The organism is Leuconostoc sp. DB-1 (genome assembly GCF_013414845.1).
Taxonomy (GTDB): Bacteria; Bacillota; Bacilli; order Lactobacillales; family Lactobacillaceae; genus Leuconostoc; species Leuconostoc mesenteroides.
The window spans coordinates 1-15248 of the sequence record NZ_JABFNJ010000002.1 but is presented as its reverse complement, the minus strand read 5'-3'; the positions used below and the strand labels follow the sequence as shown (position 1 = coordinate 15248).

Sequence of the window (15248 nt, the reverse complement as noted above, 5' to 3'; positions counted from 1 at the left end):
TAATAAGTAGATTGGAGTGAAATTTAATGAGGAAATATGATGTAGTAGTGATTGGGGCCGGTCCTGGTGGAATGACCGCTGCCTTATATGCAGCACGAGCTAATTTAAATGTAGCAATGCTTGATCGCGGTATTTATGGTGGACAAATGAACAACACCGATGACATTGAAAACTACCCTGGTTTTACAACAATTAAGGGGCCTGAACTTGGTGAGAAAATGTATCAAGGAACCGTTAAGGCCGGAGTGAATTTTGTATACGGTGATGTCCAAAACGTTACCGTTGATGATCAACAAATGAAGCATATTCAAACCGATAGTGACGAGTTAGTAGCAAGCGCAGTAATTATTGCAACAGGATCTAATAATCGAAAATTAGGTGTACCAGGTGAAGAAAATTTCTCCGGAAAAGGGGTTTCTTACTGTGCAGTATGTGATGGTTCTTTCTTTAAAGGAAAGAACGTGACTGTAGTTGGCGGTGGTGATTCAGCAATTTCTGAAGGATTGTACTTAGCTAATGTCACTGATGGAGTTAATGTCATTCATCGTCGCGATCAGTTACGGGCACAAAAGGTATTACAAAATCGTGCTTTTGATAACGATAAGATAGATTTCACTTGGAATACTAGTGTGACAGAGATTTTAGGTGATGAAAATCATGTTACTGGAGTAAAAATTCATAACAATCAGGTCGGTGATGATACAACTCTAGACACTGATGGAGTTTTCGTTTATGTCGGTAACTTTCCAAACAGCCAAATTTTCAATAATTTAAATATTACCGATCAAGCTGGTTGGATTATAACTAACGATCAAATGGAAACAACAATTCCTGGAATCTATGCAATTGGTGATGTCCGGCAAAAGCAACTGCGGCAAATTACAACTGCGGTTGGCGATGGTGGTATTGCTGGGCAAAACGCCTTTGAATATTTCGAAGCCATAAAGCATCGGCAAACGGTTAAAGATTAAAGAGAGGAAAATTACTTTATGGAAATCAAATATTGGTCAGACATTGCTTGCCCCTTTTGTTATATCGGTTCTAACCGAATGAAACGAGCAATGAAGGAAATTGGTATTTATGACACAACTGAATTAGAGTTCAAATCATTCGAGCTTAACCCTGCAACACCAAAGGAAACCGATGAAGGATACATTAATCACTTCACTCAGGGAAATAAGGCAATGGAGCCACAGGCCAAAAAGCAAATGGCTTACATCGAACAAATGGCGCATAACGATGGTCTACCAATGGATCTTGACAGTGTAGTACCTACAAATACTATGGATGCGCACCGGATTATTAAATTCGCAGAAGCTACAAATGATCCTGATTTGACTGAACGAGTAATTAGACGCTTCTACCAAGTTTACTTTAGTGATGGTCAATCGATTTCTGACCATGATGTGCTATTAAATGCGGCAATGGAAGCTGGGCTTGCTAAAGACGAAGTAGAAAAAGTGCTTAATTCTAACCAATATCATCAAGCTGTGGTCAATGACGAGGCAGAGGCTCAACAATCCGGTATTCATGCTGCACCTTTTTTTGTAATCAATAATAAGTATGCAATTAGTGGTGCTCAACCATATGAAGTCTTTGTTAAAGCCTTAAAGGGAGTTCAAGCAGAAGAAAATTAGGAGGAATTTACGATGACCGAAGATAAGCCACAATTTAATACAATATTTGGCGATAATAATGATGCTGCTGTATGTGGGCCAGACGGTTGTAATATCGCTGAACATCAAAAGCAAACTGAGGATAAGAAGAAAACAAAATAAATGGAGGAAAGCTATAAATGAAGTTTGACTACGTTGTTATTGGCAGTGGGCCATCAGTTTATCGTTTCCTATTGGGAATGCAGAATAGCGGAAAGAAAATCGCGGTTGTTGAAAAGAATCGGTTTGGCGGAATTTGCCCTAACGAAGGCTGCGAACCCAAGATTTTCTTAGAAGGAGCAGCACGAGCAACCTTAACTTCAATGCGTTTGCAAGGTAAGGGAATTACTCAACCAGCTAAGCTTGACTGGAAAGAACTTATTCAGCAAAAGAATAAGGCTATGGCGTCATTCCTAAATAATATGCAAAGTATGTATGAAGGCCTGGGTGCGACTACCATCAAGGGTGAAGCATCATTTGTTGATCAACATACCATTGAAGTTAATAATAAAAAAATCACTGCTGATAATTTTGTAATCGCAACCGGAAAAAAGCCGCATCCTCTTAACATTCCTGGCCACGAGTACCTACTTACTAGTACTAACCTTTTTGAACTCGAAGATACTCCAAAGAACGTCGCAATTATCGGAAGTGGTTACGTTGGTATGGAATTTGCTACATTGTTGTCTGCTGCCGGGGTTAAAGTAACAGTTATTGTCCGATCTGGCCAACCACTAGAGGGATTTTACAGCCAACACGTTCATCAGTTAGTTGATGAAATGAAAAACTCACTTGGTATTAATTTTATATTTAACACAAATGTTACAGCTGTTACCGAAGCACAAACTGGCTATGAGGTTCAATCAGCTAACGGCAACCTTGGCACTTTTGATAAAGTTATTAATGCCAGTGGTAGAGTTCCTGAAATTAATGCATTGAAACTTGATAATGCTGGTGTAGAGTACAGCAACCGCGGAATTAAAGTTGATAAATATTTGACCACATCAGCAAATAACATTTACGCAATGGGCGATATTGTTGATAAAACCGCACCAGCATTAACCTCTACGGCACAGTTTGAAGCAGACTACTTAAGTGCCTTACTTACTAATAAAACAACTGAACCTCTTAGGTACCCAGTAATTGGAACCGTTACGTTCACATTCCCCCAACTCGCTCAAGCTGGAATTAGTATTGATAAAGCAAAGGAAGACAGTAATTATTCAATTAAAGATATTGATATTACTCAAGGTGACTTTCTTTATGCTGGAACAGATGATCACGCACGATTATCATTAGTCTTTGACAAGCAAAATCATCTCGTGGGCGCTGCTGAAATTAGCCAAACAGCAGTAGATGATATCAATTCACTAATTCCTGTTATGGCAATTGATGTTGATCCAGAGGTTTGGAAAGAAAAGATGCTAATGGCTTTCCCTGGTTTAGCATATAAAATTAGAACATTAATTTAACAACAAGAGGGTCTATTTGTGATTAATGACCCCTCAAAAAGACTATTAAAACAACCCTCATTATCTGACTAGTAGATACCGGGGGTTGTTTTTTTATAAAATGATATAATACTCCCTAGATAGGAGAAAACGTATGTCTAGACAAAAACGATCAATCAAGGAAAATAATGATAAATTAAAAGTTCAATTAGAACTCCTCCGTAGTTATACGGAACACTTTGACTCAGGTATGATTCATATGGCTTTGCCAATGGCTACACAGGTTCGTGTATTAATACATCAAACATTATTGACTTCTGAGCACTTTTTCATCCGGCTGTTGTCGGCGCCGATCATTGTGCGATCGGGGGTGGGCATATGAATTCATTGATTAGTTTAGAAAAAGTTAATTATCAAATCGCTGATCAACATATTTTACATGATGTTGATTGGCAGATTCCAGCTGGGGCTCATATTACATTGACGGGACCATCCGGTGGTGGGAAAAGTACGTTATTACGGATCATTGCGGCCATGATTTCTAAAACAAGTGGGACCTTGATTTTTGATGGGCAGCCGATTGAAAGTTATGACCCAATCATGTATCGGCGGCAAGTCTCATATTGTTTCCAACAACCGACGTTATTTGGTGAGACGGTGGCAGATAACTTAGCTTTCCCGTACCAAATTCGTAAGCAAGTCATGGATACGCAACGAGTGGTAACGGCGTTAAATAATGTTGGGCTGTCCGAACGAACCCTGCATCAGCCGATTATCGAGCTTTCCGGTGGTGAACGGCAGCGGGTCGCGCTGATTCGCAACATCTTATTCTTACCAAAAGTGTTGTTATTAGATGAGGTGACAGCTGGTTTGGATGAAAATAATAAGCAAATCGTGCACGCCTGGTTACGACAGTTAAATGAGCAGAATCACGTGACAACGATCATGATTACTCATGACGCGACAGAGATTGCTGCGGCAGATCAGTTAGCGAAAGTGGTTGCTGGCAGATTGGAGGTACACGCATGAATTTAGCAGTTAATAATACGTCGCTATTTTTGGCGGCAATGTTAGTGCTCGTCGCGTTAGGAATTAGTTTGTGGCAGAAACTTGGCTTAGATAGGGACATCGTCATTGGTGTCGTGCGGGCTGTTGTACAACTATTTATCGTGGGTTACTTGCTAAAGTATATTTTCCGAGTCAACAATTTGTGGCTAACGCTGGCGATGATAGGCTTCATTATCTTCAATGCGGCTTGGAATGCGAAAAAACGGGGGCCGGGGATTGACCATGCATTAGCCATTTCGTTATTAGCCATTTTTGTTAGTACGGGGGTAACACTCGGCGTCCTCGTGCTATCTGGTGCAATTAAGTTTGTGCCATCGCAAATGATTCCCATTTCTGGTATGATTGCGTCGAATTCAATGGTCGCAATTGGGCTGGCTTATCGCAGCCTCAATAGTCAGTTTCATGACCAGCGGCAAGCTGTGCTTGAACGTTTGGCGTTAGGGGCTGGTCTACTTGATGCTTCGATTGCCATCGTGCGTGAGGCGATTCGTACGGGTATGTCACCAACCATTGATTCGGCAAAGACTGTGGGTCTAGTCAGTCTGCCAGGGATGATGTCCGGTTTGATCTTTGCAGGGGTCGATCCAGTACGGGCCATTAGGTATCAAATTATGGTCACGTTCATGCTCTTATCAGCGACTAGTTTGGGGTCAATCATTGCGTGCTATTTAGCTTACCGTAATTTCTATAATGAACAAAAACAGTTGAAGTAATGACTCCTGATTGCAGTCCCGCGGGGAGTCCTTTATGATGGAAACTGATCTTTTTTGTCCGAACAGCGTTCGGATTAATTTTACAATCTACCACTACGATAAAAATAATTGGTCATTCATTGACAAAAGTGAACCAATTATAGGCAAGGACTGTTCTATTATTGAGGTTAAATAGATATGCAACAAATCGTACTCCCAATCAAAGACTCTAACGTCTTAAAAATGGTGCAAGACACCTTACTAGATAGTTTTCGGGCAGGTCGCCGTAACTACACCATCTTTCAAGTTGGCAAAGCCACCCTGCTGCGGGTGAGTGATGTGATGACGTTAAAGAAATCCGATGTCTATAATCCAGATGGCTCTGTTAAACACACGGCCTTTATTCATGATAAAAAGACCGGTAAAGCAAATACACTATATTTAAAGCCCGTGCAACAAGACTTGTTGCAATATCATGATTGGCTAGTCCAACAGAATATCAATTCAGACTGGTTATTTCCCTCAACGGCCCATCCAGACCGTCATATCACTGAGAAGCAGTTTTATAAGGTGATGGCACGCGTTGGTGATCTCTTAGGCATCAACTATCTGGGCACACATACCATGCGTAAAACAGGCGCCTATCGCGTTTATACGCAATCAAACTACAATATTGGTTTAGTCATGCACTTATTGAATCATTCGAGTGAGGCTATGACGCTTACTTATCTGGGGTTAGATCAAGCAAGTCGCGAAACAATGTTAGATCAAATTGATTTTGGGTAATAACGCCAACTAATCTCCCTGAATTAGCCCGTATTTGTTCATTTTGACGCCACTATGGAGGTATTTTTAATGACTAGGATTACTAAGGCACAATTAGACAACATCATTACACGTTGCCACCATCCGAGGTAATTGGTGCCCCATTGTCTGAAACTGCAACTAAAGGGTTGCTAGGTAATACTTTTTGAGTCATAATTTTAGACGCTCCAATTTTTGAGTATTTGGTTTGTTTTTCACTAACAAAATATCATAACAAAGAGATCCTATGGTTTTCACCCAACGGGTGAAAGCGCAAAACCCGCTGAAACGGTATTAACTTGCTGTTTCAGCGGGTTTTTGTTTGTCTTGATGAATAATCCGGGTATTAAGTTCTACACCATCTCACTTTTCTCGACCATAGAGCGTTTTTCTAGATATCCCCGAACAGATTTACTCACCTGTTTGGGGTTTTCTTTACAAAAAAGTGTTTTTTGTCAGCAGGCGTGTTGGTAACCACTAAAAGTAACTCCCTAAGGACACCATTTTCGATGACGTAATATAACATATCGTTTCTTTGTATACATGGTTAGCTATTACAGGTCGACTCAATTAAAGGTGTTCTAAAAATATAATTTAAAATTTTACCCGGATTATTTCTAACGAATCGACAGGCAAGCACCCTGATGCGCTATACTCTGCTGATTTAATGGACGCAGCTAAAGAAGAAGCTAAGCGTCGAGGATTGTTTGACTTAAATAATCTATAACTGATTACCATATAACTAAATATCTAAAAAGAAAAACGTCTTGAATATTCAAGGTGTTTTTTTGTCTACAAATAATAATTCAGTAAGATACCAACGCCATAAGCAACAATTGCAGCGACGTACCCGATAGAAAGTGTGCGTAGAATTTCTGTTCTTACTTTCTGCTCTGACAGGTTGGCCTTCACCCAGCCTAGCAACGCCAAAGAGACACCGACGATGACAAAGGCGATTGGAAAGGCGATGGCTTTGTCGTGAATGAACGCATTTGTAATTAAGTAGGCACCTAGTGGAATTAAACCGAAGACGTTAAACGAAATGAATGTCGCGATACCAGCTGCCAATGCTTTACTTTTTGATTGATTGTTATCCGATGTTGCTGACAGGTAGGCACCGGCCCCCATTGAAAAGCCATCGGCTAATAAGTTTGAGAATCCCAAAATGATGATAACGATGTTTGAAACGTTACCACCGACCGATCCAGCAACGACTGCGAACGTCGTGATAATGCCATCTAAGCCACCGTAGACGATGGCTGAAACGTGTTTTTTCATTTATTTTCTCCAGTTTCTCTCAGTGGTGATAAAACCAATATATAAGAAAAAAGTGACCAATTATCGGTAATTTCACATCGGATTAAAAATGTTTCAAAAACGAAACAAATAAAACCCGGATTATTCATGCACTAAATTTTTAACCACAGCTAAATCAGTAAAATACGATAAAACACCTTGAAACTGCCAGTACCTTGGCACAGTTTCAAGGTGTTTTTTCGATTGAGCGTTTTTTGAGAAAAATAGGAACACTAAAGCCAGCCAGATTTTGCTATTTTTTTGAAAATCTACTTCGTTGTTTTATTGCCACAAAGCATTTAGTCGTTCCCAAGCTCGCCAGAACAGACCATCGAATTGTTCTTGGATGCGGCTATCTAACGTCAAAATCACCTTGCGGGCGTGCTTAGTGACACACGTCCACCGATTTTTAACAAACGGCAAACTGTAGTGTAGTTAAAGTGATGTTTTGTTTTTAAATATGTTGTTCCCTTAATCTTAACATACCAATAGTTTAACATCGAATATGATTGATCAACCATTTTTCATCGGAAGTATTCTAGCAAAATCTTACATTTTCATTCCCATTTTTTCGTACGACTCCATACCTGCCATCCAAAGATTAGATAACTCAATACCACGCTCCTCAGCTAACGCGTTCATTAAAGTATTCATATCCATTAACTGATACTTCTGATGCGGCTTTTTTGGATCTACTATCTCTATTTGTGCCATCATACCACCATCTTCATGTTCTAAAATATGGCAATGATACATATATATACCAGGTAAATCAAACTTAACTAGTATTCGAACAGTTTCTCCTGGGTTAACTCCAATGGTGTCTTTGAAACCGTTCTCATTTGGATATGGATCTTTTCCATTACGTGTTATTACTAAAAAGCGAGTGCCGTGTATGTGAAATGGGTGAACCATTCCCGGTTTTTCGTTACTATTCGTGACATCCCAATACTGATACTCTCCAACTATTTGCTCGGCATCAATGCGTTCCATAGCAAATTTCTTGTCATCTATGGCAACACTTTCATCCATTCCTTGCATGACGACATGTCGAATGGGTAATGACGTTTCAACTGACGGTTTCTTTAAATTAATTAAATGATCGGGAATTTTTGTAGTATCTTTTGCGAAATTGTGAATGCGGAACTTTAATAGTGGCACTTGATCAGTATATAAGGTTACCTCATCATCTTCATGATATTGGCTAAAATCAATAATGACTTCTGCACGTTCAGCACAGCCCAACATTAAACCTGTCAGCTTGATTGGCTTGGGTAATAGAGAACAATCCCCCGCAATCTGATCAAATGGCAAATCATCGGAAAAATGCAAACGCCATTCCCGACGGTTAGCACCATTTAGAAAACGTAACCTTATTTTTTGTGTTGTGACATCGAAGTATGGGTTGACTGTTCCATTGATAACAGCCGTGGGACCTGCAACACCATCAGGATCATAATCGGCACGATAATCAAACTGATTATCTTTGTGAAAATGTCTATCTTGTAAAATAATTGGAATATCATCTACTCCATAATTTCTTGGTATTGATAATTGAGATTCATGCTCATCTTGAACAATAACCATTGTAGCTAATCCTTGCCACACCTGTTCTGCTGTGGATGGACATGGGTGAGCATGCAACCATAATGTCGCAGCGGGCTGATTCAACGTAAAATTAATATGTTTGATTTCCCCTGGGTAAACAGGCGCGTGACAACCCCCATCAACATAAGGGCCACTAACATCAGCTCCATGCCAATGAAAAGTAGTTAATTCTGGCAGGTCATTCTTCAAAGTGATATGATTTTTTTGACCGCGGTGAAATATAATAGTCTTACCTAAAAAATTAGCATTATAACCCCATGTCTGTGTCTTTTCCCCTGGCAATATTTGCGATTTCCCTGATTTTGCAGTGACGGTATAGTAGATATCATTTTTAGACTCTCTATCTGCTTTTAAAATAGGTGGTATATTTAAAGGCATTTCCGGGGCATTATTTACTATGAGAGGTACATATCCGCCATCATGTAGATCAAAAGCCGGCTCATCAAAGAAATATTTTTTATTGGACTGTTCCATTTTAATTTTCCTCTATATTTTTAGCAGTGTACTTACTGAAAATTGAAATTACAGGATATGAATGATCACTCTTCATCTCAAATTCTAGCACTTTTTAGTAATTATGAATAATATTAGCATTCTGAAGAGTGTAATTATTTTAACTATTTAATCATGTTACGCTCATAGTCGATATTATGAAAAGCTATTTAAGTAACTATAAAAAGTTATCTAATTTAGAGCGCAACAAAATTAGCGGATGACATTGGATTGGCGACGTTTTAGGGGCAATTGGACATGTATACCATCCAGCCGACCCTCAAAAGGTTCTAGATCAATTGAATGGCAAGACGCAACCTAAACCTGGACACCAATATAGTCCATATGGGTATTATTAATTTAACGAATTAACATAATGTAGCTTATCTAAACTAAAAAGCGCCAAACCTGAAATAAATAGGGTTTGGCGCTTTTTCTGTGATCTGTTCTTGTGAATTGAGCTAAAAATAATTGGTCTAGCTCTCACAATGCTGGTAGCAAGGCTTTTAGGATTTGTGAAATTTTAGTCCGTGAGCGGTTTATGAGACGGCTGTTTGTGCTTTTTGCGGAGGCGTAAACGGACCACCAATTTGTGTTGGGCGACTTCTTCGTCAGACAACGTTAACTTCTCATCAATTGAGAACGAGGTCGTTTTGTAATTTTTGGCCAGGACAACCGCATAAACAGCCTGGTCAATCTGTTCACTTTGTTCTGGTGTTAAGGCAAAGGTGTACTGCTTATCACCGTATACTATCGATTTATCGGGCGCAACGCGTGTAAAGCGTCCTTTAATCGCATTGTATGTCATATAATCCTCCTTAATCGTAAATAGCTTGATAGCAACCTAAAAATGATTTATATAATAAAAAATGCCATCTTACAGGCGATTTTTATCATCATATTTTCATTATTACAGCGATTTTTACACGAATATTTTTTCGCTGTAACCCTACTCCCCGTAAGCATGAGGGTTGTTTGCCTGTTGGCTTTTTTGTAAATTTAACCCCCCTATTAGTGATTTGGGGGTTAAAGAAATTTTTTGAAGCGCCTTTAATTGTCAAAAATAACAGTCTAGCCATCATACTATCAGCGTCACTGTATTTTAAAGTGGGCCACCAGGCTTGCCCAGCGTACTGGCCCAAGCCTTTGAAACAGCAGAGCTGTTTCATGGCAATTATTGTTTATAATTATACACTGTCTTGCCCTGAAAGGAAACTTGCTTCAAAAAAAGACAAACAAAAAGAGCTGGTGTTCCTACGCACTAGCCCTTTTTACTAGAGAGGTTAATCTCCATGTATTTCTTCCTGTCTATATTATAGCATTGTATTAGTATCATTTCAAAACATGATATACTTAAAAAGCTGTTGTTTCCTACTATACGCGACGGCAAGGAGGTGAAACTCCATGATATATTTCTTCCAAGAACTCACACAATTGTTCAACGCAATCTGTGTTGCTGTTGTGACGTTCGCAATCAAACATTATTTTGATGATCTTAATGATCGTTAAAATAATGTGGGCACCTTAAGGGTGCCTTTTTGTTTGCTTTTATTGTATAACACCTATTAATTGCGATAGTCCACTACAATTTTTTTGTTATTATACACTTACGTTTACCGATTATTTTAATGTGGTTAAGCTGACATCAGCTTGCCCCGCGCGGGTAGCGTTCTGCATGACATGCTCCCACTGAAGGTGATCATGCAATGATAAATTGCCCTGTCACGGCGTGACCCGCCGGAGGTTTTACAAGCCGGATAAGTGGCGCTGTAAAATAGCAGTTTCCCCAGCAGGAAGGGGAAACGCTACTGGCATCGCTTGTCGATGACGCGCCTCGCAGAGCCTGTCCAAAATAGAATTTTGGTATAACAGGCTATACCAGATTTTTAACGGTGTTATACTGGTCTTGGAAAACCTTTTTCGAGGAGGCATTTTTGATGGCGCATTTAAAGAAAAATACGCGTGGCGCAGTCCCTGGTTTAGCAGTCCATTTTGAACGTAAAACTGACCATCACACTAACAAAGAAATTGATGTGTCGAAAACCTATCTGAATCAAGAGCTCATGGCGGATGGTTCAGATATGCTGTCACGTTTCAATGCGCGTTTAAATGACGTTTATTGCATGAAAAGAGACGATGTGAAGGCGTTAGCCACTTGGATTGTTACTTTTACCTGAAGAACTTGCAGAAGCGCCCTACGAGCAACAGAGCGCCTTTTTTTGCTCAGAAGTCAATAAATTGGACTATTTTTATTCAGTTACTTAGGCAACATTTGAGATACGATTGCGATTATAAAAATTGATATACCAACCAATGGCTGCTTGGACTTGCGTTAATGTTTCGTATGCCTTCAAATACACCTCTTCACGTTTCAATATTGAATGAAATGCTTCCATACGGCCATTATCGTATGGATGTCCTTTGAGTGAATATGAATGTTTCAAGCCATAATTTTGACATTTAATATTAAATTCAGCACTCGTGTATGTGACCCCATATCTGAATGAATAATTAATGGCTTTCGATGCTTATCTAAAGCCATCTGTAAGGCACTTGTGGCTAGCTCGGCTGTCATTGTATCGCCAATTTTATAGCCCAATACTTTTCTCTTCTCAGGATCCAAAACGGTCGCTAAATAGACCCATCTGTGATTAGTCAACTGAATATAAGTGATATCTGTTTGCCAAACACCGCTCAAATCATGCAAGTGTCTAATCAAATTGGGCTTTTGATCAACAGTCACCACAGTTTTTGGCTTGCGATAACGTTTTTGCATGCGGGATTTAATCCCTAATTCACGCATCAATTTGAGTGTCATATACCCAGATACTTTCGGACCGTCGGTTTGTTGACTATAAGCAGCAATACGGCGATAACCATAAAATTTAAAGGTTTTCCAAACGTCTAAAATATAAGGTTTTAGAGATTCTCTACGCTTTTCTTGTCGACTGGGCTGCCAATGGCGCCAGTTGTAATAGGTACTAGGTTTGATTTTAAGTGCACTTAAAATACGCACAAGCGCGTAGCCTTGTGCTAAAAATTGGTTAACGAGCGGCAATCCCACATTACGGACTATTTTTTGGCTAGTAAGATGGCCGCTCAATGCCTGTCAGGCTATGTGTGATAAAATTTCGTTTTCTTCCTCCAAAATAGCGAGGCGCTTCTCTAGTTGCTTGACGTCTTTTAAAGTCTTTGACTGACCCTTGATCATGATTGGGGTAGCTTGTTTAAGCCAAATAGCAATAGAATCTTTCGACGGACCAAATTCTTCTGCTAATGATTTAAGTGAACGGCCTTCTTGGTGAAGTTTAACCAATGAATCTTTGAAATCTTGTGAATAACGAATTGACATAAAAATACTCCTATACTTTCATTTTACGGACTGAATAAAAATAGTCCATTTTTTTAGTATAAGAGCAGTGGTATCTGGCCATTACTATCCGTGATATTACTACCCGACAATCTGAAAGTTATAGGAACAATTTTGGCAACGCTTTGGGCACTTTTTTTAACTGGTTGGCTAAGCGCTTGGGCGGGACGAGCACCAATAATTCCAGCTATTTTGCGCAACATATTCACAGGAGTGCTCACAATGGCCTTCACTTATTGGCTTGGAACCCTATTTAAGTAGCAAAATGAAATTTTATAACGCATAACCTGACAGAAACCAATCAGCCATCTGCTAATATAGCAACTTTTATAATTGTAATATCAAATCTTTTTGAACAGTGGTTTCATGATTATCGGAGCTACTATTGTTGAAACGATGACAGCAACAATAAACTCCGCTGAAGTATAATCATCAATAATATGTGATGATATACCTATTTGAATAATCACAAGGGCCATCTCACCTCTAGAAATCATGCCTGCCCCAATTGCACTTGAAACTCTGGTATCTAGACCAGAAATTTTTGCTCCCCATAACGAGCCAACAAATTTTGTGACAATAGCTAAAATACTAAAAATTATAATAGCTGTTATCTTATCTCCCAGTCCCTGGATTACGATTTCAAGACCGATGGACCCGAAAAATACAGGGTAAAAGAAAGAATTACCCATTTTCGTACTGATAACACCAATTTTATCAGAAAAATTATACTTCCTGAGTAGTATACCTAACGCAAAAGCGAGTAATGGTAAAATACTGTTTATCCCCAGTGCACCTCCACCTACTAAAACAGAAAATAAAGTCACCGCAAACAAAGCAATTATGTCATCTATTACAGCCGCCGAAAGTATGATTGCTCCTATTGCAGTGGCTAATTTTTTTTGTTCCGATAGTACAGCTAACGTTATAGAGATTGAAGTTGCAGAGAACACAACACCGGCAAATATGGAAGTCTGTATATTATATCCAAGCAATAAAAATGCAATCGGGAAAGTAATTAAGGGTAGTAGTACCCCCATAACTGCAATGAGTGACGATGCTTTAATGTATCTTTTCATTTCCTTTAAATCCGACTCTAGTCCCGAATTTAACATCAGTAAAAAAATACCTATCTCAGCTATCAAGTGGATTAAATTACTTGACTGTACTATATTAAATATGCTGGATCCTAAAATGATACCTGAAAATAGTTGCCCAACAACTTCAGAAAAACCAAACCAGGTGCCTACCTTTCCCAGAAAAATAGTAACTATGACTAAGAACATGATTAATAGATATTCCATTATTTCTCCTAATATTTAAAAAGCTCCAAAAAATGCTAGTTCCCCGACTAACAATTCTTGAAGCTTGCGCCCAACCGTTTAAATTAAATTAAGTTAAATATACCATAGTTTTATTATTCAAATCAAATTTCGCTATATATTATTGTCCTGATCCTACGATATAATTTTTAAAAAGACATTTTCTGTCTCTAATTAAAAAAATATGATTTTTTATTAGCAAAAAAGGAATATATAGAAATTGTTTAAACAAAGAACTTACACCAAAAAAAGCTGATGGTTAGTACAAAACTAATTTTTATATCATCATACTCCATCTCTTCTTAGGCAAATTTTTATTTTGATACAATTATGTTGAATATAATTTCACTATTACGATGTGCTCACTCAATCAAAACACTCTAAATTACGATAAAGTGATGTTATCTCAATTGAATTTGAAACTAAAGCTGGTTCCAATTATTTGTAAAAAAGAATCTCCTGGTAATTATTTCTGTAATTGTAATTTAATTGATAACGAATTTATCTTTTCGACGCAAAAACTCTAAAATCGTGTTTTTGAAATTTATTTAGTTGTTAAGTGATAGTTGATTTCTAGTAATTTTTGCATCTTTTTGGTTCATTCTAATATAAATAATATCACCAGCACGTAATACTAAGTCTCCTTTGGGAATCAGTACATTTTCAGATCTTCTGACCAGTGTAATCAAACTATTTGATTCCAGTTGTAAGTCTCTTATTTGTTGATCTTCTAGCATACCACCAGCAAGAACAGTGACTTCCATAGTTATCATGGAGGACATCGCTAGATGCGCTGGTTTTCTTTTCAACAAACGTTCTAATAAAGATTCATATATTGGTGCACCATTTAATAGATCAACTACTAAGTAGGCTACTAAACTTACAAGTGCTAAAGGTAAAATGTGGGTCACACTCCCAACCATCTCAAAGATAAGAATAATTGCAGTAAATGGTGCTTTACCAATACATGCGAAATAACCTGCCATACCGATCACAATAAAGTTTAAAGCATAATTTGCACTCATGAGATGTAAATAGACAAATATATGAGCCATCAATGCGCCACTTAGTGCACCTAGAGTCAAAATAGGTAAAAATATTCCCCCTGGCAGACCGGAACCGTAACTAATCATTGAGAAAACAAATCGAACTAACAAAATTACGATGATCATTTTCATTGTCATAGGTGCTTCTTTCAGTGATAAAATTAAATTATTTCCCCCACCTAAAAGATTTGGCCATAAAATTCCAATCGGTATCACCAAGATAAACGGCACGATACCGTATAAATATTTAGGAACCCTAATTTTACTGTAACAATTTAAGCTGAATAGTAAAAATTTTTGATATAAAAAGCCAAATAAGCCTAATATAATACCAAATACCAACAATAAACCATATAACTGTACCGGGAAAACGCTTAAGTGTCCAATAGATAAAACTGGTGTTTGGCCAAACAAAACCGTAGAGACAAAATCCGAAACGCTTGC

At 38.4% G+C, this 15248-nt stretch carries 17 protein-coding genes and 1 pseudogene; 10 read left to right on the top strand and 8 right to left on the bottom strand.

Going from position 1 to position 15248, the window contains the following annotated elements; translation table 11 throughout:
* The first annotated feature begins 26 nt into the window (after positions 1–26).
* The 8 genes from trxB (at position 27) to HFP47_RS10185 (ending at position 5652) form a co-directional block, all read left to right on the top strand.
* Positions 27–971, top strand: coding sequence for a thioredoxin-disulfide reductase (gene trxB, locus HFP47_RS10215; RefSeq protein WP_004909445.1), 945 nt, complete (start codon positions 27–29; stop codon positions 969–971).
* Between the two features lie 18 nt (positions 972–989).
* Positions 990–1637 (top strand): DsbA family oxidoreductase, encoded by a 648-nt coding sequence (locus HFP47_RS10210; RefSeq protein ID WP_111303647.1) that lies wholly within the window; start codon positions 990–992, stop codon positions 1635–1637.
* Positions 1638–1649: 12 nt separating this feature from the next.
* Entirely contained in the window at positions 1650–1778 is a 129-nt protein-coding gene (locus HFP47_RS10810) for a hypothetical protein (protein ID WP_004909440.1), read from the top strand.
* A gap of 17 nt (positions 1779–1795) precedes the next feature.
* Positions 1796–3127 (top strand): NAD(P)/FAD-dependent oxidoreductase, encoded by a 1332-nt coding sequence (locus tag HFP47_RS10205; protein WP_004909438.1) that lies wholly within the window; start codon positions 1796–1798, stop codon positions 3125–3127.
* A gap of 133 nt (positions 3128–3260) precedes the next feature.
* On the top strand, positions 3261–3488 hold the full coding sequence (locus tag HFP47_RS10200) for a hypothetical protein (protein ID WP_115231427.1): 228 nt from the start codon (positions 3261–3263) through the stop codon (positions 3486–3488).
* Positions 3485–4135 carry an ATP-binding cassette domain-containing protein gene (locus tag HFP47_RS10195; RefSeq protein WP_042253113.1) on the top strand — a complete coding sequence of 217 codons (651 nt, stop codon included), beginning with the start codon at positions 3485–3487 and terminating at the stop codon, positions 4133–4135. The genes HFP47_RS10200 and HFP47_RS10195 overlap by 4 nt, the downstream gene beginning before the upstream one ends.
* Positions 4132–4887 (top strand): iron export ABC transporter permease subunit FetB, encoded by a 756-nt coding sequence (gene fetB, locus HFP47_RS10190; protein WP_006844814.1) that lies wholly within the window; start codon positions 4132–4134, stop codon positions 4885–4887. Before HFP47_RS10195 ends, fetB begins: the two co-directional genes overlap by 4 nt.
* Before the next feature lie 177 nt (positions 4888–5064).
* Positions 5065–5652, top strand: a complete 588-nt coding sequence (locus tag HFP47_RS10185; protein ID WP_006844813.1) for a site-specific integrase — start codon at positions 5065–5067, stop codon at positions 5650–5652.
* 810 nt (positions 5653–6462) lie between these two features.
* Here the strand turns inward: HFP47_RS10185 and HFP47_RS10180 are convergent.
* The 3 genes from HFP47_RS10180 to HFP47_RS10170 form a co-directional block, all read right to left on the bottom strand.
* Complete coding sequence (locus HFP47_RS10180) at positions 6463–6948, bottom strand: VIT1/CCC1 transporter family protein (protein ID WP_115231425.1); 486 nt, start codon at positions 6946–6948, stop codon at positions 6463–6465.
* 567 nt (positions 6949–7515) lie between these two features.
* A complete protein-coding gene (locus tag HFP47_RS10175; RefSeq protein WP_150280097.1) occupies positions 7516–9048 on the bottom strand; it encodes a multicopper oxidase family protein in 1533 nt (510 codons plus the stop codon).
* A 541-nt stretch (positions 9049–9589) separates the two neighbouring features.
* Complete coding sequence (locus tag HFP47_RS10170; protein WP_002816252.1) at positions 9590–9874, bottom strand: hypothetical protein; 285 nt, start codon at positions 9872–9874, stop codon at positions 9590–9592.
* A gap of 1129 nt (positions 9875–11003) precedes the next feature.
* On the opposite strand from HFP47_RS10170, the pseudogene HFP47_RS10165 reads away from it, so the two are divergent.
* Positions 11004–11319, top strand: a pseudogene (locus tag HFP47_RS10165) (plasmid recombination protein); the annotation flags it as partial.
* A gap of 8 nt (positions 11320–11327) precedes the next feature.
* Here HFP47_RS10165 and HFP47_RS10805 read toward each other — a convergent pair.
* The 3 genes from HFP47_RS10805 to HFP47_RS10150 are packed head-to-tail and all read right to left on the bottom strand — an operon-like array spanning position 11328 to position 12418.
* The gene (locus HFP47_RS10805) at positions 11328–11462 is read right to left on the bottom strand and encodes an IS3 family transposase (protein WP_223824565.1); all 135 of its coding nucleotides are present in this window, start codon (positions 11460–11462) and stop codon (positions 11328–11330) included.
* 44 nt (positions 11463–11506) lie between these two features.
* Positions 11507–12130 carry a DDE-type integrase/transposase/recombinase gene (locus tag HFP47_RS10155; RefSeq protein WP_160148021.1) on the bottom strand — a complete coding sequence of 208 codons (624 nt, stop codon included), beginning with the start codon at positions 12128–12130 and terminating at the stop codon, positions 11507–11509.
* A gap of 45 nt (positions 12131–12175) precedes the next feature.
* Complete coding sequence (locus tag HFP47_RS10150; RefSeq protein WP_011666812.1) at positions 12176–12418, bottom strand: transposase; 243 nt, start codon at positions 12416–12418, stop codon at positions 12176–12178.
* 72 nt (positions 12419–12490) lie between these two features.
* On the opposite strand from HFP47_RS10150, the gene HFP47_RS10145 reads away from it, so the two are divergent.
* Positions 12491–12697 carry a VIT1/CCC1 transporter family protein gene (locus HFP47_RS10145; RefSeq protein WP_223824714.1) on the top strand — a complete coding sequence of 69 codons (207 nt, stop codon included), beginning with the start codon at positions 12491–12493 and terminating at the stop codon, positions 12695–12697.
* A gap of 80 nt (positions 12698–12777) precedes the next feature.
* On the opposite strand, the gene HFP47_RS10140 is transcribed toward HFP47_RS10145, so the two are convergent.
* On the bottom strand, positions 12778–13740 hold the full coding sequence (locus HFP47_RS10140) for a cation:proton antiporter (RefSeq protein ID WP_010277818.1): 963 nt from the start codon (positions 13738–13740) through the stop codon (positions 12778–12780).
* 566 nt (positions 13741–14306) lie between these two features.
* A partial coding sequence (locus HFP47_RS10135; protein ID WP_179876412.1) for a ClC family H(+)/Cl(-) exchange transporter occupies positions 14307–15248 on the bottom strand: 942 nt, incomplete at its 5' end.

What these genes read in the sequence shown, in the direction of transcription:
- HFP47_RS10170 (WP_002816252.1), bottom strand. Translation starts at nt 9,874, where the DNA reads ATGACATACAATGCGATTAAAGGACGCTTTACACGCGTTGCGCCCGAT.
- HFP47_RS10195 (WP_042253113.1), top strand. Translation starts at nt 3,485, where the DNA reads ATGAATTCATTGATTAGTTTAGAAAAAGTTAATTATCAAATCGCTGAT.
- HFP47_RS10805 (WP_223824565.1), bottom strand. Translation starts at nt 11,462, where the DNA reads ATGGAAGCATTTCATTCAATATTGAAACGTGAAGAGGTGTATTTGAAG.
- HFP47_RS10185 (WP_006844813.1), top strand. Translation starts at nt 5,065, where the DNA reads ATGCAACAAATCGTACTCCCAATCAAAGACTCTAACGTCTTAAAAATG.
- fetB (WP_006844814.1), top strand. Translation starts at nt 4,132, where the DNA reads ATGAATTTAGCAGTTAATAATACGTCGCTATTTTTGGCGGCAATGTTA.
- HFP47_RS10175 (WP_150280097.1), bottom strand. Translation starts at nt 9,048, where the DNA reads ATGGAACAGTCCAATAAAAAATATTTCTTTGATGAGCCGGCTTTTGAT.
- HFP47_RS10140 (WP_010277818.1), bottom strand. Translation starts at nt 13,740, where the DNA reads ATGGAATATCTATTAATCATGTTCTTAGTCATAGTTACTATTTTTCTG.
- HFP47_RS10810 (WP_004909440.1), top strand. Translation starts at nt 1,650, where the DNA reads ATGACCGAAGATAAGCCACAATTTAATACAATATTTGGCGATAATAAT.
- HFP47_RS10210 (WP_111303647.1), top strand. Translation starts at nt 990, where the DNA reads ATGGAAATCAAATATTGGTCAGACATTGCTTGCCCCTTTTGTTATATC.
- HFP47_RS10180 (WP_115231425.1), bottom strand. Translation starts at nt 6,948, where the DNA reads ATGAAAAAACACGTTTCAGCCATCGTCTACGGTGGCTTAGATGGCATT.
- HFP47_RS10200 (WP_115231427.1), top strand. Translation starts at nt 3,261, where the DNA reads ATGTCTAGACAAAAACGATCAATCAAGGAAAATAATGATAAATTAAAA.
- HFP47_RS10205 (WP_004909438.1), top strand. Translation starts at nt 1,796, where the DNA reads ATGAAGTTTGACTACGTTGTTATTGGCAGTGGGCCATCAGTTTATCGT.
- HFP47_RS10150 (WP_011666812.1), bottom strand. Translation starts at nt 12,418, where the DNA reads ATGTCAATTCGTTATTCACAAGATTTCAAAGATTCATTGGTTAAACTT.
- trxB (WP_004909445.1), top strand. Translation starts at nt 27, where the DNA reads ATGAGGAAATATGATGTAGTAGTGATTGGGGCCGGTCCTGGTGGAATG.